This window comes from Streptomyces sp. XY431, assembly GCF_001279805.1.
In the GTDB taxonomy this organism is placed as follows: domain Bacteria; phylum Actinomycetota; class Actinomycetes; order Streptomycetales; family Streptomycetaceae; genus Kitasatospora; species Kitasatospora purpeofusca.
The window spans coordinates 1-20548 of the sequence record NZ_LGDO01000498.1 but is presented as its reverse complement, the minus strand read 5'-3'; the positions used below and the strand labels follow the sequence as shown (position 1 = coordinate 20548).

General features: G+C 75.8%; 17 protein-coding genes. 7 read left to right on the top strand and 10 right to left on the bottom strand.

Going from position 1 to position 20548, the window contains the following annotated elements; all coding sequences use genetic code 11:
• Positions 1-190 precede the first annotated feature (190 nt).
• A complete protein-coding gene (locus tag ADK60_RS35390; protein ID WP_053650960.1) occupies positions 191-484 on the top strand; it encodes a hypothetical protein in 294 nt (97 codons plus the stop codon).
• A gap of 18 nt (positions 485-502) precedes the next feature.
• Here the strand turns inward: ADK60_RS35390 and ADK60_RS35385 are convergent, their stop codons facing one another.
• A complete protein-coding gene (locus ADK60_RS35385; RefSeq protein WP_053650959.1) occupies positions 503-2077 on the bottom strand; it encodes a glycerol-3-phosphate dehydrogenase/oxidase in 1575 nt (524 codons plus the stop codon).
• A 111-nt stretch (positions 2078-2188) separates the two neighbouring features.
• Complete coding sequence (locus ADK60_RS35380) at positions 2189-2854, bottom strand: TetR/AcrR family transcriptional regulator (protein WP_079008956.1); 666 nt, start codon at positions 2852-2854, stop codon at positions 2189-2191.
• An 86-nt stretch (positions 2855-2940) separates the two neighbouring features.
• Here ADK60_RS35380 and ADK60_RS35375 point away from each other — a divergent pair, with 86 nt between their 5' ends.
• The 5 genes from ADK60_RS35375 to ADK60_RS35355 all read left to right on the top strand — a co-directional run bounded on the left by ADK60_RS35375 (position 2941) and on the right by ADK60_RS35355 (position 8631).
• Positions 2941-4509 carry an FAD-binding oxidoreductase gene (locus ADK60_RS35375; RefSeq protein WP_053650966.1) on the top strand — a complete coding sequence of 523 codons (1569 nt, stop codon included), beginning with the start codon at positions 2941-2943 and terminating at the stop codon, positions 4507-4509.
• On the top strand, positions 4506-5423 hold the full coding sequence (locus tag ADK60_RS35370; RefSeq protein WP_053650958.1) for a diacylglycerol kinase: 918 nt from the start codon (positions 4506-4508) through the stop codon (positions 5421-5423). The genes ADK60_RS35375 and ADK60_RS35370 overlap by 4 nt, the downstream gene beginning before the upstream one ends.
• 167 nt (positions 5424-5590) lie before the next feature.
• On the top strand, positions 5591-5983 hold the full coding sequence (locus ADK60_RS35365) for an effector-associated constant component EACC1 (protein ID WP_159400709.1): 393 nt from the start codon (positions 5591-5593) through the stop codon (positions 5981-5983).
• A gap of 1 nt (position 5984) precedes the next feature.
• Positions 5985-7304, top strand: a complete 1320-nt coding sequence (locus tag ADK60_RS35360) for a caspase, EACC1-associated type (protein ID WP_053650956.1) — start codon at positions 5985-5987, stop codon at positions 7302-7304.
• Positions 7294-8631 (top strand): Clp protease N-terminal domain-containing protein, encoded by a 1338-nt coding sequence (locus ADK60_RS35355; protein ID WP_079008955.1) that lies wholly within the window; start codon positions 7294-7296, stop codon positions 8629-8631. Before ADK60_RS35360 ends, ADK60_RS35355 begins: the two co-directional genes overlap by 11 nt.
• A 7-nt stretch (positions 8632-8638) precedes the next feature.
• Here the strand turns inward: ADK60_RS35355 and ADK60_RS35350 are convergent, their stop codons facing one another.
• Together ADK60_RS35350 and ADK60_RS35345 are read right to left on the bottom strand one after the other, a co-directional pair.
• Positions 8639-8968: a hypothetical protein gene (locus tag ADK60_RS35350; protein ID WP_053650954.1), complete on the bottom strand. Its 330-nt coding sequence runs from the start codon at positions 8966-8968 to the stop codon at positions 8639-8641.
• A gap of 227 nt (positions 8969-9195) precedes the next feature.
• Positions 9196-10827 (bottom strand): hypothetical protein, encoded by a 1632-nt coding sequence (locus tag ADK60_RS35345; RefSeq protein ID WP_053650953.1) that lies wholly within the window; start codon positions 10825-10827, stop codon positions 9196-9198.
• 420 nt (positions 10828-11247) lie between these two features.
• Between ADK60_RS35345 and ADK60_RS35340 the strand changes: the two genes are divergently transcribed.
• Positions 11248-11715, top strand: a complete 468-nt coding sequence (locus tag ADK60_RS35340; protein ID WP_079008954.1) for a hypothetical protein — start codon at positions 11248-11250, stop codon at positions 11713-11715.
• Here ADK60_RS35340 and ADK60_RS35335 read toward each other — a convergent pair.
• The 6 genes from ADK60_RS35335 to ADK60_RS35310 form a co-directional block, all read right to left on the bottom strand.
• A complete protein-coding gene (locus ADK60_RS35335) occupies positions 11694-12473 on the bottom strand; it encodes a helix-turn-helix domain-containing protein (RefSeq protein WP_053650952.1) in 780 nt (259 codons plus the stop codon). The two genes, ADK60_RS35340 and ADK60_RS35335, sit on opposite strands and share 22 nt — an antisense overlap.
• A gap of 165 nt (positions 12474-12638) precedes the next feature.
• Complete coding sequence (locus ADK60_RS35330; RefSeq protein WP_053650951.1) at positions 12639-14000, bottom strand: DUF2252 domain-containing protein; 1362 nt, start codon at positions 13998-14000, stop codon at positions 12639-12641.
• 301 nt (positions 14001-14301) lie between these two features.
• Positions 14302-15924 carry a multicopper oxidase family protein gene (locus ADK60_RS35325; RefSeq protein ID WP_053650950.1) on the bottom strand — a complete coding sequence of 541 codons (1623 nt, stop codon included), beginning with the start codon at positions 15922-15924 and terminating at the stop codon, positions 14302-14304.
• On the bottom strand, positions 15921-16565 hold the full coding sequence (locus tag ADK60_RS35320; protein WP_159400708.1) for a hypothetical protein: 645 nt from the start codon (positions 16563-16565) through the stop codon (positions 15921-15923). The genes ADK60_RS35325 and ADK60_RS35320 overlap by 4 nt, the downstream gene beginning before the upstream one ends.
• A gap of 511 nt (positions 16566-17076) precedes the next feature.
• On the bottom strand, positions 17077-19641 hold the full coding sequence (locus ADK60_RS35315; RefSeq protein ID WP_053650948.1) for an FtsX-like permease family protein: 2565 nt from the start codon (positions 19639-19641) through the stop codon (positions 17077-17079).
• Positions 19638-20372: an ABC transporter ATP-binding protein gene (locus tag ADK60_RS35310; RefSeq protein WP_053650947.1), complete on the bottom strand. Its 735-nt coding sequence runs from the start codon at positions 20370-20372 to the stop codon at positions 19638-19640. Before ADK60_RS35310 ends, ADK60_RS35315 begins: the two co-directional genes overlap by 4 nt.
• Positions 20373-20548 lie beyond the last annotated feature (176 nt).

Below are 20548 nucleotides of genomic sequence, written 5' to 3'. Positions count from 1 at the left end.
CAAGCGAAGCCTCCACCGCAACCCAGGATGACAATCACGTAACAGATCGCCTACGCAGCGTTATTTCATCATGATTCCTGCACGAAGGAGATGATCATGGCATTCACGTCGATCGCCCCACCGCGAGGGGAATTCACCTGACTCGCGACGTACACTGACCGTGGCTCGGGGGGAGCACCGGAGGTCTCCCATGCGCCAGCGGCACAGCTTCCACCTCGACCGGGGCGGGCACTCCGTCACGGTGAACGTGCGGTCCGGGTGGATCACCGAGACCGAGGTACTGGTGGACGGCAAGGAGGTGGCCTTCCACCGGGTCCACGGGCACGGGGTGTACCCGCTGACGCTCGCCGCGCAGCTGACCGAGGAGCCGCCGAAGCCGCTGGCCGTCCGGCTGGAGCGGACCGGGACGGCGGAGCGGCCGCTGAGCTGCACCCTGGAGTTCGGGGCGGACGTGCAGCCGATGGCGGAGCGCACCGGGCACTGAGCCCGGGTGCGGGCGGGGTCAGGCCGAAGCCTTCGCCGCGATGCCCTCGACGGCCGCCCGGGCGCGCTCGGCGTCCGCCGCGACGAGGCCGATCCGGGTGCGCCGGTGCAGCACGTCCTCCACGTCCAGCGCGCCCTCGTGGGTGAGCGCGTACGCGATCTCGGCGCGGCTGACGTCGATCCCGTCGGCGACCGGCGCCCCGTACCCGGCGCCGAGGTGCTCCTCACCGACCGCCAGCACCTCGCAGGCCGCCCCGCCGTGCCGGGCCAGCAGCGAGGCCGCCACCTCTCCCTCCGGCACCGGGCGGCTGTCCCGGTGGCCGGGCGCGCCGACCAGCGGCAGCCGGGCCGTCCAGCAGGCGCGGGCGGACAGCTCGCGCAGCCGGACGGCGGTGTCCACGGCGTCCTCGGCCATCCGGCGGTAGGTGGTGAGCTTGCCGCCGACCACGGTGATCACACCGTTCGGCGACTCCAGGACGGCGTGCTGCCGGGAGATGTCGGCGGTGGCGCCGTCGCCGGTGTCGATCAGCGGCCGCAGTCCCGCGTAGGCGCCGCGCACATCGGCCCTGGTCAGCGCCGTCTCCAGGGCGCCGTTCACGGTGTCGAGCAGGAAGTCGACCTCGGCCTCGGAGGGCTGCGGCTCGTCGGGGACCGGGCCGGGCGCGTCCTCGTCGGTGAGGCCGATCGCCACCCGGCCGAGCTGCTGCGGCAGCGCGAAGACGAACCGGCTGGTGGAGCCGGGCACCGGGACGGTCAGCGCGGCGAGCGGCCGGCCGAGCGCGGCCGCGTCCACGACCAGGTGGGTGCCCCGGCTGGGCCGCAGCCGGATGGAGGGGTCCACCTCGCCCGCCCACACGCCGGTGGCGTTGACGACGGCGCGGGCGTTCAGGGTGAACGACGCCCCGGTGAGGGTGTCGACGAGCCGGGCGCCCGTCCCGGTGACCTCCTCGGCGCGCACCCGGGTGAGCACGGTCGCCCCGTACTGCGCCGCGGTGCGGGCGAGTGCCACCACCAACCGTGCGTCGTCGACGAGTTGGCCGTCGTGCGCGACCAGCGCGCCGGACAGGCCCGCGCTGCGCAGACCCGGCACCAGGGCCCGGGCGCGGTCGGCGCCCACCCGGCGGACCCGGGGCAGCAGACCGCCCGGGGTGCCGGCGCTCAGCCGCAGCGCGTCGCCCGCGTGGAAGCCGGCCCGGACCAGCGCGGCCTGGCCGGGGCGGAACAACCCGTCCAGCAGCGGCACGAGTTGGGGCAGCGGCCGGACCAGGTGCGGGGCGGTGCGGGTCATCAGCACGCCGCGCTCGACGGCGCTCTCCCTGGCCACCCCGATCCGGCCGGAGGCGAGGTAGCGCAGACCGCCGTGGACGAGCTTGGAACTCCACCGGCTGGTCCCGAAGGCGAGGTCGCGGGACTCGACCAGCGCCACGCACAGCCCGCGCGCGGCCGCGTCCAGGGCGACACCCGCGCCGGTGACGCCGCCGCCGATCACCAGCAGGTCGACCGACGGGCGGTCGGCGAGCGCGGAGAGCTCCAACTCGCGGCGGCGGGCGGTGAGACGGGCGGTCCCGGCGAAGGGCCCGGCGGTGGTGGTCATCTGCGCCTCCGAGGCGGTCGGTCTACGGGCGGTGCGCGGGCGGGAGCGGGCAGGCGGTGCGCGGGCGGGAGCGGGAGCGGGAGCGGTTCCGGTGCCGCCGACCGGGCAGGGCTAGGGCGCGAGGTACCCGTCGAGGGCCCGGGCGAGCTCCCGCCGCCAGGCCTCCTCGGACAGCACCGGGGCCACCATGCGGTGCGACTGCACGGTGGACTGGGCGATCAGCAGCACCATCGCGGCCAGTTCGAGCGGCTCCCCGGCCCGGATCGAGCCGTGCCGCTGCCCCTGCTCGATCCCCGAGCGCAGCGCCTCCAGCAGTCCGCGCTGGCTGGCGCCGAGGCGGTCGACCACGTACTCGAAGAGCGTGTCGGAGTCGCCGGAGCGCAGCAGCGCGCCCAGCACCGGGTGGTCCCGCAGCCGGACGGCCACCTCGACCACGCCGTCGACGAACGCGGCCCGGTCGGTGCCGGTGAGCCGGACGGCGTCCCGGGTGGCCGCGATCTCCCGGGTGAGCAGCGCGCCGATCACGGCGCGGACGTCCGGCCAGCGCCGGTAGACGGTCGGCCGGCTCACCCCGGCGCGGCGCGCGATCTCGGCCAACTGGGCGCGGCCCACGCCGAGTTGGACGATCAGCTCGGCGGCGGCGTCGAGGATCGCGTCATCGGTGCCGCGCTCGGCACGCTCCGCACCGCGCTCGGCGGCAGGCCCGGCGGCGCGCTCGGCACTCGGCTCGGCACTCGGCTCGGCGCCCGGTTCGTGAGGCTCGTTACTACTTGACATGATGTGTAAAACTGTAACGCATGACCCCCGAGAAGCAAGCGGCACCGGCGACCCTCACCGGTACGGCCACCCTGCCGCTCCCCCCGATGAAGTGGGACGCCTGGGGCGACCCGGCCCTCGCCAAGGAGCTGTCCGCCGACATCAAGGGCCTGCTCGCCGCCGCCCTCGGCGTCACCGGCGACGCCGCCCCCGGGCCCGACGCCTCGGAGGTCGTCCTGCGGCCGTCCGCCCTCACCCCCGACGACCTCGCGGCCCTCGCCGCCGTCGTCGGCGAGGCCCACCTCAGCACCGCCGACGCCGACCGCCTCCCCCGGGCCGGCGGCAAGTCCACCCCCGACCTGCTGCGCCGCCGCTCGCGCGACCCGCAGGACGCGCCCGACGCCGTCGTGCTGCCCGGCAGCGAGGACGAGATCACCGCGCTGCTCGCCGTCTGCACCGAGCGCCGGATCGCCGTCGTCCCGTTCGGCGGCGGCACCAGCGTCGTCGGCGGACTGGACCCGGAGCGCGGGGCGTTCGCCGCCGTCGTCTCGCTCGACCTGCGCCGGCTCGACCAGCTCCTCGACCTCGACGGGACCTCCGGCGAGGCCCTCCTCGGCGCCGGCCTCACCGGCCCGGCCGCCGAGGCCCTGCTCGCCGAGCGCGGCTTCGAGCTCGGCCACTACCCGCAGAGCTTCCGCTTCGCCACCATCGGCGGCTTCGCGGCCACCCGCTCCTCCGGCCAGAACTCGGCCGGCCACGGACGGTTCGACGACATGGTGCGCGGCCTGCGGGTGGTCACCCCGACCGGTGTGCTCGACCTCGGCCGCGCCCCGGCCTCCGCCGCCGGCCCCGACCTGCGCGAGCTGTTCCTCGGCTCCGAGGGCGCCCTCGGCGTGATCACCGCCGTCCGGGTGCGCGTCCACCCCGTGCCCGCCGTCAAGGCGTACGAGGCCTGGTCGTTCCCCGACTTCACCACCGGCGCCGCCGCGCTGCGCGCCGTCGAGCAGCAGGGCACCGGCCCGACCGTCATCCGGCTCTCCGACGAGGCCGAGACGATGATCAACCTGGCCATGACCGAGAAGATCGGCGGCGAGGCCGCCATCAGCGGCTGCCTCGCGGTCACCGTCTTCGAGGGCACCGCCGAGCAGGTCGCCGCCCGCCACCAGCTCACCCGCACCGCCCTGCTCGCCGCCGGCGGCACCTCGCTCGGCGAGGCCCCCGCCCGGGCCTGGGAGCACGGCCGGTTCAACGCCCCGTACCTGCGCGACTCGCTGCTCGACGCGGGCGCGCTGTGCGAGACCCTGGAGACCGCCGCGGGCTGGCGCGACCTGCACGCCCTGCGGTTCGCCGTCACCACCGCGCTGACCGAGGCCCTGCCCGGCTCGCTCGTGCTGTGCCACATCTCGCACGTCTACCCGACCGGCGCCTCGCTCTACTTCACCGTGGTCGCCGCCCTCGGCGAGGAGCCGCTGCAGCAGTGGGGCGCCGCCAAGCGGGCCGCCTGCGACGCCATCGTCCGGTCCGGCGGCACCATCACCCACCACCACGCCGTCGGCACCGACCACCGCCCCTGGATGGCCGACGAGATCGGCGACCTCGGTGTGCGCATCCTGCGCGCCGTCAAGGCCGAGATCGACCCCGCCGGCATCCTCAACCCAGGCAAGTTGATCCCGTGAGCGACCGGAGAACCATCGCCCGCGTCGTTCTCCTCACCAACCCCGCGGCCGCGGCCGGCCACGCCGAACCGGCGGCCCACCGCGCCACCGCCCGCCTGCGCGCCCACGGCATCACCGTGGACCCGCGGGCGGGCGGCTCCGCCGCCGAGTCGCTCGCGCTCGCCCGGGAGGCGGTCGCCTCGCCGTCCTGCGACGCCCTGGTCGTCGTCGGCGGCGACGGCATGATCAACCTCGCCCTCCAGGCCGTGGCCGGCACCGCCACCCCGCTCGGCGCGATACCCGCCGGCACCGGCAACGACCACGCCCGCGCCCACGGCCTGCCCCGGGACACCCCCGAGGCCGCCGCCGACACCGTCGCCGCCGGCCGCACCCGCACCGTCGACCTCGGCCGGGTCACCGCCGCCGACGGCACCACCCGCTGGTTCGGCTCCGTCCTCGCCAGCGGCTTCGACTCCCTGGTCAGCGACCGCACCAACCGCCTGCGCTGGCCGCGCGGCCGGATGCGCTACAACCTCGCGATCGCCGTGGAGTTCGCCAATCTCCGCCCGCTGCCCTTCCGGATCACCCTCGCCGACGGCACCCGGATCGAGCGCGACCTCACCCTCGCCGCCGTCGGCAACACCAGCAGCTACGGCGGCGGGATGCTCATCTGCCCCGAGGCCGACCCCGCCGACGGCCTGCTCGACGTCACCCTCGTCGACGCCATGCCCCGGCGGCGGATCGCCCGCTTCTTCCCCACCCTGCTCAAGGGCACCCACACCGCGCGGCCCGAGGTCACCACCCACCGCACCACCTCGCTGCGGCTCGACTCCCCCGGCATCACCGCCTACGCGGACGGCGAGTTCATGGCAGCGCTGCCGGTCGAGGTCACCGTCGTGCCGGGGGCGCTGCGGCTGCTCGTCCCGGGCGAGTGATCCTGACGAGTGATCCTGATGACTGGTCCCGATGACTGGTCCCGACGACTGGTCCTGATGACTGATCCCGGGCAATGATCCGAACCTCCCGCAACTGTCGGCCGGATCAGTAGACTGACCGCTCTCGACTCCGTCCAGAACCAGCCTTGTGGGGGGCACCTGTGGACGTGCACATTTCCGTGGCCGGCGGGGAGGCCGGACCGGGGACCGTCGCGGAGGCCGAGTCGCTGACCGACTGGCTCCGGGGCGAACCGGGCCTGACCAGGGTCACCCTGACGGGGCGTCCGCCCGGCCCCGGGGAGATGGGATCGGTACTGGACACCGTCACCGTCGCCCTCGGCGCCGGCGGCGCGCTCCAGGTACTCGCCTCCTCGCTGCGCACCTGGTTCGCCCAACCCCGGCGCAGCGACGTCCGGGTGAAGATCCGCCGGACCGACGGCGGGACGGTGGAGATCGACGCCAAGCGGGTGCGCGCCGGGGACCTGGAGGCGATCCTGCGCACCGCGCTGGAGAGCCAGGAGCCGGAGGGCCCGGCCCCGTCCGGTCCCGAGCAGGGCTGAGGTGCGCCTCCCGGACCCCCGGCGATCCCGGATCGTGCTGGTCGGCGCGAGCACGTACACGGACCCTGACCTGCCGGACCTCCCGGCGGTCCGGCGCACCGTGACCGACCTGGCGGCCCTGTTCACCGACCCGGACCACGGGGTCGTCCCGGAGGAGCACTGCACCGTCCTGCTCGACGACGCCGACCTCGGCCGGGTCGGCCGGCGGCTGCGCGAGGCCGCTCGGGCCGCCGAGGACCTGCTGCTGGTCTACTTCACCGGCCACGGACTGGTCGGCGGCCGCCGGCACGACCTCTACCTCGCGCTGCCCGACAGCGAGTACGGGGACCCGGACTTCACCTCGATCGAGTACGACAAACTGCGCGGCACCGTGCTCAACAGCCGCGCCACCACCAAGATCATCGTGCTGGACTGCTGCTTCTCCGGCCGCGCCGTCACCGGCACCATGGCCGGCGGCCCCAGCACCATCAACCAACTGGAAGTCTCCGGCACCTACGTGCTGACCTCCGCCCAGCGCGACCAGGTCTCCCTCTCCCCGCCCGGCGAGGACCACACCGCCTTCTCCGGACGGCTCATCCGACTGCTGCGCGAGGGCATCGCCGGCGGCCCGGAGTACCTCACCATCGACGACCTCTACCAGCGCCTCGTCAGCCTGATGGTCGCCGAGGGCCTGCCCGTCCCCCTCAACAGCACCACCGACAACGCCAACCTGATCGCCCTCGGCCACAACCGGATCCACGCCGCCTCCGTCGCCCCCGCACTGCGCGAGCGACAGGTGGCCGCCGAACAGCAGGCCCTGGAGGGCGACTGGGCCGGCGCCGCCGCGTCCCTACGGGAGGTCCTGGACGAACAGACCCGCCTCCTCGGCGCCGAACACGAGGACACCCTGCGCTGCCGCCGCGCCCACGCCCACTGCGTCGGCGGCGCCGGCGACCCGGCCGAAGCCGCCCGCCTGCTGCGCCCCCTCCCCGCCGCCCACGCCCGCCTGCTCGGCAAGGACCACCCGGAGACCCTGCACACCCGCCAGTTCCTCGCCGTCAACCTCGGCGAGGCCGGCCACCGGACGGAGGCCATCGCCGTCCTCCGGGTCCTCCTCGCCGACCGCAGCCGCCTCCTCGGCAGCGAACACGAGGACACCCTGCGGACCCGGCACATACTGGCCCGGAACCTGGCGCTGACGGGCGCCGAGGAGGAGGCGACGGCGCTGCTGCGGCAACTCGTCGCGGAACGGGACCGGGTGCTGGGGACGCAGCACCCGCACACGGTGCGGGCGCGGAGGGAGCTGGCGGTGCTGGAGAGGGGTGCGCAGCATGGAGTTTGAGAGGTTCACCCTGGCCGCACGGCGCGTGGTCACGCTGGCGCAGGAAGAGGCCAGGACGCTGGGCTACCACTACGTCGGAACCGAGCACCTGCTGCTGGCCCTCCTGCGCTACAAGGACGGCCCTGCCCGGCAGGCCCTCACGGCCCTCGGGATCTCGCTCGAACCAGCCAGGGCAAGGGTGGGGCGGCCCGGCGACCAGCCTCCCGTCCTCGCCTCCGTTCCGTTCACGCGGGGGGCCAAGAGCGTGCTGGACCTCTCGGGCGAGGAGGCCACGAGGCTCGACAGCGTCCGCATCGGCCCCCAGCACCTGCTGCTGGCCCTCATGAAGTCGGCGGACGACAGGGCGACGGAGGTGCTGAGCGCCTTCGAGGTCGACCTCCACGAACTGCGCCAACAGGTCCTCGCCGCGAGCGCGCGGGCGGCCGAACCGTCAGACGCACGGCCCAACCTGCGCGGCTCGCTGCTGAAGCTCGGCCGGGAACTCACTTCAGCGGTCGACGGCGAGCGGCCCGAAGGTGTACTCGGACGCCGCGCGGACATCGACCGTGTCCTCCAGGTACTCAGCCGGCGGGCCCGCAACGTCGCGCTGCTGGTGGGCGATCCCGGAGTAGGGAAAACCAGCATCGCGGCCGGGCTGGCGCAGGCCGTCGTCCGCCAGGAAGTGCCCTCACGATTCCTCGGCCGGACCGTCCTCCGCCTCGACATCACCGCACTGTTCACCGACCCCCGGCACCACGGGCGCTTCACCGAAGTGATGGCCGAACTGGTGCAGGACATCCTCCGGTCCTCGGACCTCGTCCTCTTCCTCGACAACGCCCTCTCCGTCGTCCGCACCCGGGAGGGGCAGGCCGAGGCGCTGGCCTTCTTCCGGCCGGTGTTCGACGTGCCCGGCGTCTCGATCGTCGCGGCCGCCGGCTCCGCCGACCACCGCCGGTGGGAGCGGGACTCCGGCCTGGACCGGCGGATCCAGCCGGTGCCGGTGGCCGAACCGGCGCCCGAGGACGTCCTGGAGATCCTGCGCAGCGCCCGCCAGCGGCTGGTCGACCACCACGAGGTCGTGATCACCGACGAGGCCCTCGCCGCGGCCGCCCGACTCGCGCACGGCTACCTTCCCGGCCACGCCCTGCCGGGTGCCGCGATCGACCTGCTGGACGAGGCGAGCGCACAGGTCCGCTCCGGACCGGTGACCCCCGGCACGACGCCGAGCGTCACCGAGGAAGTGGTGACCCGGACGGCCGGCGCATCGGCCGCCCTCCCGGTCGCTCCCCGCCCGCCGGTACTCTCCCCTCCCGTCCCGCACGACCCGACCGTCTGGTCCATGAGCTGAGCCGCCGCTACCCCAACTCCAGTGCCTCCCAGGCGAACTCCTCGCCCCACCCCGGCTCGCGGCGGGCCCAGGCGGCCATGGCGGTGATCACCGGCCCGGGGTCGTCGAGCTTCACCTGGAAGTGCCGGTCGGCGCCGCCGTCCCGGTACTCGAAGGAGTACTCGCCCCCGCGCTCGTGCCACACCTGCACGTAGACGTCGGGCTCGTCGGGTATCCGCTCGACCACCAGGAAGCGGTCCCGCCTGCCCCCGATCCGCCGCACCAGCCCGGCCAACGCCTCGACCTCCGGCCGGGGGTGGTTCCGGTCGTCTTCCGTCCGCACCGTGATCTCCAGCATGAACCGGATCCTGGCACGGGCCACTGACAACGCGTCCGGCGGCGGGCGCCCACCAGAGGTGGCGGCGACCGGCACCCCGGTGGTGCGGCGATGAGTCGAGCCGCCGCGCACAGGAGGTCGGACCGGCCGACTTCCTGTGCGGTAGGTCCATGGATCCCCGCACGCCGAACGCCCCTCTGCCGCACGGAAGGTCGCGGCAGAGGGGCGTTCGGTCGGTGGGAGCCGGGTCAGCCCTTCGGGGTGGGGGTGGGCAGGGTGCCGGTGAGGAGGGGCCATTCGCGGTGGAAGGCCGGGAGGGGGAGCCTGCCCTCGATCAGCGGGGTGCCGAAGATCTTGAGGTGGGCGAGCAGTGCACCGTTGAGGTCGATGCCGCCGACGAGGGCCCAGCTGCCCTGGAGCCGGGGCGTGCCGCCGGGGACGTCCACGGCGAGGGAGCCGTCGGCCTTGGCCTGGAGGTAGGGGGCGACGGTGGCCTCGACGCCGACCGCGTCGTAGAGGCCGACGCTGACCTCGGTGCCGAGGGTGGCGCGGACGGAGGCCTTGCCGTCGAGGCGGACGTGGACCAGGGAGACCTTGGTGTCGGGGGCGTCGGCGGCGGAGGTCCAGCCGCGGCCGCCGCCGGTCCAGTCGGCGCGGACGGCCCAGGTGCCGGCGGCCTCCTGCTCGGCCTCGACGTGGACCTGGCCGTCGGCGCCGACCTCCAGGTAGCAGGTGAGGGCGAGGTTGACGACGACCGGCAGCCCGGCGACGGTCAGCACCGGGCTGGCCTGGAGCTTGGCGAAGGGGACCCGGACCGGCGCGGCGGTGGCGCGGGCGAAGTCGCCGGTGACCTTCCAGTGGGCGCGGGCGCCGAGGTCGAAGCCGATGGAGGCGGTGCGCGGGGTGCCGACGCCGGCGCCGTGGTAGGCGAAGCGGACCGACGGGTGGAGGGCGAGTTCGCCGGTGGCCTCGGCGGTGGCGCCGCCCGGCAGCGGGATCGGGGCCTTGGCGTCGACCTCCAGGGTGCCGGAGGCCTCCGCCTTGGTGGTGCCGTTCTCCCGGCCGACGGTGGCCGTGACGTCCTTGACCAGCGGGGTGACCTTGATCGCCTTGGGGTCGACGGGGACCGTGCCGTCGGCCTCGGCGGCACCGAGCAGTTCGGGCAGGGTGGCCGGGCGGGTGGCGAGGCTGAGGGTGTTGCCGGCGCCCGGGTGGACGGCGGTGACGGCGAGGAGCGCGCCCTGCGGGGCGGCGTCGGTGGGCGGGCTGGCGAGCAGGCGCCCGGGCTGGACGGCCTGGGTGAGAGCCGGGACGGCGGAGGGCGAGGACGCGGCGGCGGCGGGAGCCGAGGACGCGGCGGACGCGGGGGCCGAGGGCACCGTGGACGCGGCGGGCGCGGACAGGACGGCGGTGCCGGCGGCCGGGTCGTAGGCGGTGAGCCGCAGGTCGGTGGCCGCCGCCGGGGTGGCGGCGGAGCCGTCGGCGGACGGGGTACCGACGGCCACGGTCTGCGCCCCGGGCTGCGCGGCAGCGACCGGCAGCAGCTGCGGGGCGGGGCCCGTCGGCGGCGCGACGGCGGCAGCGGCCGGGGCCGAGGAGGCCGGGGGCGCGGCGGCGGAGGATCCGCCGGGGGCGGGAGCGGCCGCCTTGCCGGCGGGGCGGGCGGCGGTGGCCGCCGAGGCGTGCGCGGTCGGGGATCCGCCGGACGCGGGGGCCGCCGGGTTCGCCGTGCCGGTGGCGGCGACGGGAACGGCGGACGGGACGTCGACGGCGACCGACGCGGCCCGCCCGTCGCCGGAGGCGGGCCCGCAGGCGGCGACGCCGAGCAGGAGCAGGGAGGCGAGGGCAGGCCGGACGGCCGGGACGAGAGGACTCTTCACCGGGGCTCTTTCAGCGGCGAGTTCCGCACGGGCGGCGGCGCACGGACGGTGCGCGCCCGCCCGGGAACGAGGGTGGGTGGTGGCAAGGGGGAGCGCGGCCCGCACGGCCGCGCGGATCGTCATGTTACTGACGAGAAATCAGGTTGTCGAAGACATGTCCGACAAGTGAACAGCACCCCGATCGCACCTCAGGGACTGTGCCACCAAGGGTGGTTGGTGCACGCCCGGAGTCCGACCACCCCCGTTCGGCGGGGGCCCGACGGTTCGCAATCCACCACTCGGCGGGGCCCCTCCCCCGCCGGTGGACGGGTCCCGGGGCGGGTCGTCGGCATTCCCCGCCGGGAATTGTCGACCATGACGGGCCCGCGCAGGATGGACGACGAGCGGGACGACCGACCATCACGAGGGGACCAGCCGCAGATGAGCACCAGCACTACTGGCACTACCAGCACCACCGGCACCACCGGCACCACCGGCACCGCACAGCGGATCGCCGACCGCTATGTCGCACTCTGGAACGAGCCCGACCCGGAGCGGCGGCGCCGGGCGGTCGAGGAGCTGTGGGCGGCGGACGGCGTCCACCTGCTCCAGCCGCCCGCGGACATGCGCGAGCGAGCAGCCGAACTCGGCTTCGCAGAAACCGTGTTGGAGGCGCGCGGCCATGACGCGCTGGAACGGCGGGTGGCCCGGGCGCACCAGGAGTTCGTGGCCGGCGGCGGCTGCGCCTTCCGCGAGCAGGGCGAGGCGATCCGGGTCGGCGACGCCGTCAAGCTCACCTGGGTGATGGTGCGCCCGGGCGAGGACGAGGTGCTCGGCGGCGGGGTGGAGCTGCTGGTGCTGGACGGGGACGACCGGATCGCGACCGACTACCAGTTCCCCGGGCTCTGATCCCCCGGTTCCTGCTCCGCGTAGGCGCGCAGGGCGGCGGCCGTCGGCTCGTCGACCGGCAGGAAGGCCTCCAGCCGCAGTTCGGCGAGTGTGACGTCGACGGCGGTGGCGAAGGTGGTCACCGTGGTCATCAGGTGCAACTCGCCGAACGGGCTGCGCAGATGCAGCGGGACGGCGAAGCCCAGCGGATCCCGGGCGGCCGGGGACTCGTCCAACGGCGGCACATAGCCCGCCAGTTCGTCGTGCAGTTCGGTCAGGTGGGAGGTCGCCGCCAGGACGTGCCGGGACCACGCCGCGAAGTTGACGATCCTCGGGGCGAGCCCGGCCGGGTGCAGGGCGAGCCGGTAGGCGTTCGCGCCCCGGCCGAGCAGCTCCGGTGCGACCCCCTCGGTCAGCAGTCCGAGCGCGGCGTTGGCCGCGACAATGCCGCCCCGGCCGTCCACCACCACGGCGGGATAGGGGAGATGGCCCTCCAGGATGTGGCCGAGCGCGGACCGGACGGGTGCCAGCTCGGGCCCGTCGAGCGGGCACTCCGCGTACACGGGGGCGTAACCGGCCGACAGCAGCAGCTCGTTGCGCTCGCGCAGCGACAGGTCGAGCGACTCGGCGAGCCGGACGACCATGCCGCGCCCGGGCGCCGACCGGCCCGACTCCATGAAGCTGAGGTGGCGCTGGGTGGTGCCCGCCCGGCCGGCGAGTTCGAGCTGACTGAGACGGCGGCCGGTGCGGCGCTCGCGGAGCGTACTGGGAAAGTCCACGACAGCCAGTTGTATCGGGGACGGCGCCGCGCGGCCATTCCCCGGGGGGAATGGCCGCGGTGAACTCTCGGGGCGGGGCGGGGCGGGACGGGACGGGGCGGGGCCGATCAGGCCGGACGTCCCGTCGGTCGGACGCCCAACCCCTCGGCCCCCTCGGACACCCCCTCAGACGCCCTGCTGCGCCGTCACCGTGCCGTCGTCGATCGCCGCCAGCAGCTCGGCGTGGTCGGCGGCGGTCCGGTCGGCGTACCCGACCGAGAAGTCGGCGATGGCCTCGGCGAAGGCGTCCGAGCGGCCCAGGTAGCCGGCGACGGCGAGCCGGTCGCCGGAGCGGGCGTGCGCGCGGGCGAGGGTGCGGCCGCAGAGGTCGGCGTACTGGCGCAGGTCGGCGGGCGTCATCCGGGCGATGTCCGCCGAGCCCTTCATGTCGCGCAGCTGGCGGCCGTAGAAGTGCCGGCCGGCCGGGCCGGTGGTCCAGCCGAGGAAGATGTCGCTGGCCGCCTGCATGAGGTGCTGGCCGGTGACGACCCGGCGGCCGCCGTGGACCACCGGGGCCTCGGCGGACGGACGCGAGGCGGGCAGGTACTCCTCCAGCACGGACCGCCCGGCCTCCTTGATCTGCAGGAACAGCGGGTCCTTCTCGTCCCGCCCCGACAGCAGCAGGATGAAGCAGCGGGTGCCGACGCTGCCGACGCCGACCACCTTGCGGGCCACGTCCACCAGTTGGAACCGGTCGAGCAGGACGCGGCGGTCCTCGGCGAGGGTCGCCCGGTAGTCGCCGTAGATCTTGCCGACCTGGCGAAGTTCGTCCTCCGGCAGCCGCTCGATCAGCGGCGGGTCGTCGACGATCCGGCGCCGTCCGTCCTCGCCCTTCTCGGTGAGCTTGCCGAAGGCCTGGAGGCTGGTGCGGCGGCGGGCCTTGTCCAGATTGGCCTCGACGCGCTTGCGGCGGCTGCCCTTGGCGACCAGCGGCAGGATGTCCTCGGTGTCGATCCGGGCGTACCAGACGTCGAGTTCGCCCACGCCGGCGAGGCGGCGCACCGCGCCGGCGTAACCCTGCGCGGCGGTGAGCGCGGCCCGGCGGACCTGCTCCTCGCTGTGGCCGTTGTCGCGGGCCGCGACGGCGACGCTGGCGGCGAGGCGCTTGACGTCCCACTCGAACGGGCCGGGGTAGGTCTCGTCGAAGTCGTTGACGTCGAAGAGCAGCGCGCGCTCCGGCGAGGCGTACACGCCGAAGTTCAACAGATGGGCGTCACCGCAGAGTTGGACGGTGATACCGGTGTCGGGGACGGCCGCCAGGTCGGCGGCCATGACGGCGGCGGAGCCGCGCAGGAAGGCGAACGCCGATTCGGCCATCCGCCCGTAGCGGATCGGGCCGAGGTCGGTGAGCCGGTCCTCGGCCTGCCGGGCCAGGACGGCCAGCGGGTCGGGCCGGTCGGCGGCGGGGATCCAGGGGCCGTGGGCGGAACGCGGTACGCGCTCGCGGGCGGCCCGGCCGCGCCGCCGGCGTTCGGTCGGACTGGTCATGCGCGGCTCCTCGGTACGGTCCGTCCAGCGGGTGCCTCGTCCGGCAGGACCCGGATGCTCCCGCGGCCCTCCCCGCGACGCTAGATCACGCCCGGCGGCACGGCATGTCGGGACCGGACGGCCCGCGCCGGAGCCGGGCGGGGTGGACGGACAAGGCGGACGTCCGGGCAAGGCGGACGGGCAAGGCGGGGACGGGCGGGGCGGACGTCCGGGCAAGGCGGACGGGCAGGGCGGGCGTCCGGTCGCCCCGCCCGCGCGCCGCCGAGCGGGCTGGGCCGACCGGGTGGCGGGGCGGAACCGGTCACTCCACCACGAAGTCCGCCATCATCGCCATGTCCTCGTGCTCCAGGTTGTGGCAGTGCAGCATGTACGTCCCCGCGAAGTCGGTGAACCGCACCAGCACCTCCACCGCCTCGGCCGGCCGCAGGTCCACGGTGTCCTTCCAGCCCGCGTCGTACGGCCCCGGGTCCTTGCCGTTGCGGGACAGCACCTGGAAGGCGTTCAGGTGCACATGGACGGGGTGGTGGACGTCCGAGAAGAACCGCCAGATCTCGGTGGAGCCGAGTGCCGGCCGGGCGAGCGCGCGGCCCGGCTCGTAGGGCTGGTTGTTGATCGTCCAGCCCGCGTTGCGACTGCGCCGGAAGCCGAAGGTCCGGGTGGTGACGGCCGCGGCCGGGTCGAGCCGCTCCAGGGTGCAGAGCCGTTCGGGGACCGTCGAGTCGTCGCGCACCGGCCGCGAGGAGACGTCGAAGAGCATCACCTCCTCCGTCCGCCCGCTGCCGAACCGGTTCATCAGCCGGACCTGGGTGCCGGCCGGGTAGCGGGAGAAGTCGACCACCAGGTCGAAGCGCTCGGCGGGCGCGATCTCGACCGCGTCGTGCGCGATCGGCTGCTCCAGCAGGCCGCCGTCGCCGCCGATCTGCACCAGGGCGCCGCCGCCGGACGGCTGCGGGTCGAGTTCGAGCCGGTAGAGGCGCGTGTTGGAGGCGTTGAGCACGCGCAGCCGGTAGCGGGCCCGGTCGACCTCGGCGCGCGGCCAGGGCGCGCCGTTGACCAGGACGACGTCGCCGAGGACGCCGTTCATGTAGTCCTCGGTGACGCCGGGGACGGCGAGGGTCGCGTCGACGGCGGGGTAGGCGAAGGAGCCGTCGGCGGCGAAGGAGCGGTCGGCGAGCATCAGCGGGAGCTCGCGCTCGCCGCGCGGCAGCGGCAGGGCGTCCTCCTCCTCGTCGCGGACCAGGTGGAAGCCGGCCAGGCCGCGCCAGACGCCGGGGCCGGTGAAGCCCATCCGGTGGTCGTGGTACCAGAGGGTGGCGGCGCGCTGGCGGCACGGGTAGGCGTAGGTGCGCTCTCCGGTGACGGTCCGGGAGCGGTCCGCGGCGCCCGCCATGCCTGCCATACCCGGCATACCTGCCATGCCGGGCATCGCGTGGTCCCCGTGGCCGGCGTGGGCGGCCCAGGTGGAGCGGTCGGCGGAGGAGCCGACCGGGAGCAGCAGATCCACCGGGTAGCCGTCGCTCTCGGCCGGGGTGTGGCCGCCGTGGAGGTGGACCACCGTGGGCACCACCAGCTCGTTGCGGTGCCGCACCACCATCTCCCGGCCGGAGCGGGCCACCAGGGTCGGGCCGGGGAAGGTCCCGCCGTACGTCCAGGCCTCGGTGCGCAGGCCGGGCAGGATCTCCAGCCGGGCGGTCTGCTGGGTGATCTCGTAGTGGTCCGCGGTGGCGTCGGAGCGGACGGGGGCGAGAACCGCCGGAACGGGCAGCGGCACCTGGAACGCCGCCGGGAGCGGGACCTCGCTGCTCAGCAGCCGGCCCGGCCGGGCCTCGGCCAGCAGCCGGGCGGTCGCCGGGCCGGCGAAGGCCCCGACGGCGCCCGCGCCGAGCACGGCCACGCCGGCGCCGAGGAACCGGCGGCGGTTCACGGCGCCACCTCCACCGCGTCGGCCCCCGCGCCGGTGGGCCGGGGCAGCCGGCCGGGGCCGCCGTCACCGGAGCCGGAGCCGGAGCCGATCCCGGAGCCGGAGCCGGAGCCGGATTCGCCGACCGGGTCGGCGCTCGATTCGGCGTCCGGCGTCGACGACGGCGCCGGGGCCGATGCCGGGGCCGGCCGCCAGGCGCCGACCAGGCCGAACAGCAGCCCACTGACCAGCAGCACGCCCAGGGTGACGTGCACCCCGACCGCCCGTTCGTAGCCGGTCCCCATCTGCGCCCCGGCCGCGGCCAGCAGCAGCGCGGTGGCGCCGAGCGGCCACCACGGCCCGCGCGCGCCGCCCGCTCCCCCGCCCCGGCGGACCAGCGCGGCCACCGGCAGCTGGGCGAGCAGCAGACCGCCCAGAGCCATCGCGGTCAGCTCGTGCGCCCGGAGCGCCTCGTAGTGGCCGTTCAGGAAGCTGCCGGCCAGCACCGTCTGGGCCAGCCCCAGCACGGCCGACGCGGTCGCGGTGGCCCGCAGCAGCAACCGCGGCACCCGGACCCCCGGGGGGACGGCCGGGGCGGCGGCCGACGGGCTCGCCGGGGCGAGCAACGGCAGGCGGGGCGTGCGGGCCACGGGGGGACTGCTCAACGGTCGGCCTTCTCTCTGCCGGGCACCGCGGCGGAGCGGGCAGGCCGGGATGACGGGCATGCCGGACGCGCTCGGCGCGGGGGTGGGTGGGTACGACGTGGCGCTACGGGCGCGCGCCACCTGGACGGACGCGGCCGTGAGCGTAACTGATCACACATCACTATCGGTGTGGATCAAGGGCTTTACGGACGACGACCACTCTCGCGCGGCTTTCCGGCGCGGCTTTGTCACCCGAACGGCCGGTGCGACGCACAGCGCGGCCCGCTGTCGCGAGCCTCCCCCGCGCCCCCGCGAGCCCATGCGCGCGCGGAGCCGTACGCGCGGGCACGGGCACGCGAGCCCCCGCGTACGCGCCCGCGTACGTCCCCGCGTGCGCGGCCCCGCGTACGCGAAGGGCCCCGGTCCACCGACGACACCCCCGTCGCCCTCGGTGGACCGGGGCCCGGACCCGAAGGCCGCCCCTCCTCGCGCCGCGCCCCTCCTCGCGCCGCGCCCTCCTCGCGCCGAACCGCTACTGCTTGCCGCCGCTCGTCGCGATCGGGCGGGACCGCAGCAGCGCCCTGGCCGGCAGGGCCGTCGCGGCCAGGCAGAGCGCCACCGCCCCGGCGGCCAGCGGCAGCGCCGTCCCCGGCGGCACGTACGGCGTGGCGCCGGTGAGGCCCCGGGTGACCGGCACCAGGGTGACCCAGGCGATCACCGCGCCGACCCCCAGACCGGTCGCGGCCACCAGCAGCGCCTCCCAGCGCATCATGTGGCGCACCTGCCCCCGGGTGGTCCCGGCCAGCCGGAGCAGCGCCACCTCGCGCCGCCGGTCCAGCACCGTCATCACCAGGGTGTTGGCGGCTGTGACCGCGGCGAACCCGCCGAGCACCGCGGCCATCACCGCGTTCACCCAGGCGCCCATCTCCTGGTCCTTGTCCGCCTGCACCGCGAAGCCCGCCCGGTCGGTGACGGTCATTCCCGGGACGCCGAGCCCCGCCAGCCCCCGGGCGACCGCCGCCCGGTCCGCGCCGGACGCGTCCGCGACCAGCACCTGCTGGTCGTACGCCGCGGTGACGTGCTCCGCGACCGCCGCCCTCGGCAGCAGCACCTGGCCGAAGCCGAGCCCGCGCCCGTACGTGGCGACCACCAGCGGCCGGGTCTCCGTGCCGTCCCCGAGCCAGAGCTGCACCCGCTCGCCCACCTCGGCGCCCAGGGCCGAGGCCAGGGCGGCGTCCAGCGCCACGGTGTCCGGGGAGCGGCCGAGATCGGCGAGCGAACCGGTGCGGACGTCGAGGTCGAGCACCCGGGGCAGCCGGGACGGGTCGCCGGTGATGCCCAGCGCGGGGGCCGAGTCCAGATCGTGGCCCTCGCGGTACACGACGCCGGTGCGCAGCACGCCGACGGCCGCCTCCACACCGGGCAGCCCGGCCGCCCGTTCGACCACCCCGGGGGTCCCGGCGGCACCGGCGGCACCCGGCACGGCGGCCGGCAGGCCGGGGCCGGTGGAGCCGAGCACGTGGTCGGCGGTGAGACCGGCCCGCACCTGCTCGCCGCTCTCGTGCCGGACGGTGCTCTGCATGAACAGCAGGGTGCCGCAGAAGGCGGTGACCATGGCGATCGGCGTGATCGCCGAGGCCAGCCGACGGGCGTTGGCACGGGTGTTGTCGGCCGCCAGCGAGCCGGGCGCGCCGCCGGCCCGCAGCGGCACCCCGAGCAGTCCGGCCGCGACCCGGGCCACCCAGGGGCCCAGCAGGGCGACCGCCGTCAGGAAGCACATCACCACGCCCAGCGCGGTGTTGGCGGCGTCGGTGCCGTTCAGCCCGGTGGCGACCCCGGCGAGCACGATGCCGCCGGCGGTGAAGAGCAGGCCCAGGCCGGTGCGGATCCACCCCGGCCGGGACGGTTCGACGGCGGCCGCGCCCAGCGCCTGGCTGGCCCGCATCCGGGCCGGGCGGCGGGCCGCGAAGAAGCCGGCCGCGAGCGCCGCGAGCGTGCACAGCACCACCGCGGCGACCATCGGCAGCGGCCCGACGGACAGTTCGACGGCCTCGGGGACGGCCCCGCGCTCCACCATCCCGTCGAACCACCAGCGGGCCAGGCCCAGGCCGGGCAGGATGCCGCTCGCGGCGGCCAGCGGCGCGACCAGCATCGCCTCGGTGGCGATGGTGCGGCGGATCTGCCGGGGCGTGGCACCGACGGCGCGCAGCAGCGCGAACTCGCGGGCGCGCTGGCCGGTGGCGAGGGCGACGGTGGAGACCACCACGAACACGGCGGTCATGGCGGCGATACCGCCGAAGGAGCCGCCGATCCCGGCCAGCGCCTCGCGGGCCCCGGTGAGCGCGGGCTGCTCGACGGTGCCCCGGTCCCGGCCGGTCCGCACCTCGGCGGCACCGCCCACGGCCGTCCCGACCTGGGCGGCGAGGGCCTTGGCGGTCACCCCCTCGCGCGGCTGGACGGCGATCGCGTCCACCCGGCCGGGATGGCCCGAGAGCCGGTCGGCCTGCTGGTCGGCGAACCAGGCCGTGGGTCCGGCCGACTGCGGGGCGGCGAGGCCGGAGATCCGGTAGCTCCCGCTGCCGCCCGGAGCGGTGAGCGCCACCGTGCCGCCGGGGGCCAGCTGCGCGGCGCGCGCGGTGTCGGCGTCCAGCACGACCTCGCCGGCGCCGGGGGCACGGCCCTCGACCAGGCGGTCCTGCGCGCCGGCGATGCCGAGCGCGGCGAAGCCCCGGCCGGTGAGCGGGCCGCCCGGCCCGCCCTGCAGCGGGAACGCGCTGTCCGGGCGGGCGGCCGCCACCCCCGGCTGCGCGGCGATCCGGGCCGTCAGCGCCGCGTCCACCCGGGCCCGGTCGGGGAGGGGCTGCTCCTCGCTGTCGGTGTCCTCGCCCTGCCGGAAGGTGATGCCGACGGTCTGGTCGGCGGCCACCACCACGGGGGCGTCCGCGTACCGGCCGGCCGGCACCGAGGCCGTGATGCCGGTCTGCAGCAGGGTGCCGCAGGCCGTGATCACGGCGGCGGCGAAGAACAGGGCGACGAAGGTCCCGACGAAGGAGGCGGGACGGAAGCGCACCGAGGCGCGGGCGAGTCCGTTGCTCATGCCGCCGCCCCCAGCGGGCGGGCGGTGAGCGACACCATCCGGTCGGCGACGGTCTTGGGGTCCGGCCGGTACAGCTCGTCGGCGAGGGCACCGTCGGCCAGGAACACCACCCGGTCGGCGAACGAGGCCGCCACCGGGTCGTGGGTCACCATGACGACGGTGGCACCCATGGTGTCGACCGCGTTCCGCAGCAGGCCGAGCACCTCGTGCGCGGTGCGGGTGTCCAGCGCGCCGGTCGGCTCGTCCGCGAACACCACGTCCGGATCGGTGATCAGCGCCCGGGCGATCGCCACCCGCTGCTGCTGGCCGCCGGACAGCTGCCCCGGGCGCCGCCCGGCGTGCTCCCCGAGGCCGACCCGGGCGAGCAGCTCCCGGGCCCGGGAGCGGTCCTGGCGCTCGCCGGCGAGACGCAGCGGGAGCAGCACGTTCTGCAGCACCGTCAGCGAGGGCAGCAGGTTGAAGGACTGGAAGACGAAACCGATCCGGCCGCGGCGCAGCTTGGTCAGCCGGTCCTCGCTCAGCCGGGTGATCTCCTCGCCGCCCAGGTGGACCTCGCCGGCGGTCGGGCGGTCCAGACCGGCCGCGCACTGCAGGAAGGTGCTCTTGCCGGAGCCGGACGGTCCCATCACGGCGGTGAACGTGCCCCGGCCGAGCGCCAGGTCGATGCCGCGCAGCGCGTGCACGGCCTCGGTGCCGCGGCCGTAGCTGCGCCGGACGCCGCGCAGCTCGATCGCGGCGTGCGCGGCGTACGTGCTGTGCGCGGCGTTCCCGGGGGACGCGGCGGGGTGGCCGGTCGGCTCGGGCCGGGGGCGGGAACGGCGGGGGGGGGAGGGGGGGCCTTCCTCCGGGGGGGGGGCCCGGGGGGGGGGGGGTTCAGGGTAGGGAAGGGGGGGGGGGGGGGGCCTGG

What these genes read in the sequence shown, in the direction of transcription:
- ADK60_RS35390 (WP_053650960.1), top strand. Translation starts at nt 191, where the DNA reads ATGCGCCAGCGGCACAGCTTCCACCTCGACCGGGGCGGGCACTCCGTC.
- ADK60_RS35385 (WP_053650959.1), bottom strand. Translation starts at nt 2,077, where the DNA reads ATGACCACCACCGCCGGGCCCTTCGCCGGGACCGCCCGTCTCACCGCC.
- ADK60_RS35380 (WP_079008956.1), bottom strand. Translation starts at nt 2,854, where the DNA reads ATGTCAAGTAGTAACGAGCCTCACGAACCGGGCGCCGAGCCGAGTGCC.
- ADK60_RS35375 (WP_053650966.1), top strand. Translation starts at nt 2,941, where the DNA reads ATGAAGTGGGACGCCTGGGGCGACCCGGCCCTCGCCAAGGAGCTGTCC.
- ADK60_RS35355 (WP_079008955.1), top strand. Translation starts at nt 7,294, where the DNA reads ATGGAGTTTGAGAGGTTCACCCTGGCCGCACGGCGCGTGGTCACGCTG.
- ADK60_RS35350 (WP_053650954.1), bottom strand. Translation starts at nt 8,968, where the DNA reads ATGCTGGAGATCACGGTGCGGACGGAAGACGACCGGAACCACCCCCGG.
- ADK60_RS35340 (WP_079008954.1), top strand. Translation starts at nt 11,248, where the DNA reads ATGAGCACCAGCACTACTGGCACTACCAGCACCACCGGCACCACCGGC.
- ADK60_RS35330 (WP_053650951.1), bottom strand. Translation starts at nt 14,000, where the DNA reads ATGACCAGTCCGACCGAACGCCGGCGGCGCGGCCGGGCCGCCCGCGAG.
- ADK60_RS35315 (WP_053650948.1), bottom strand. Translation starts at nt 19,641, where the DNA reads ATGAGCAACGGACTCGCCCGCGCCTCGGTGCGCTTCCGTCCCGCCTCC.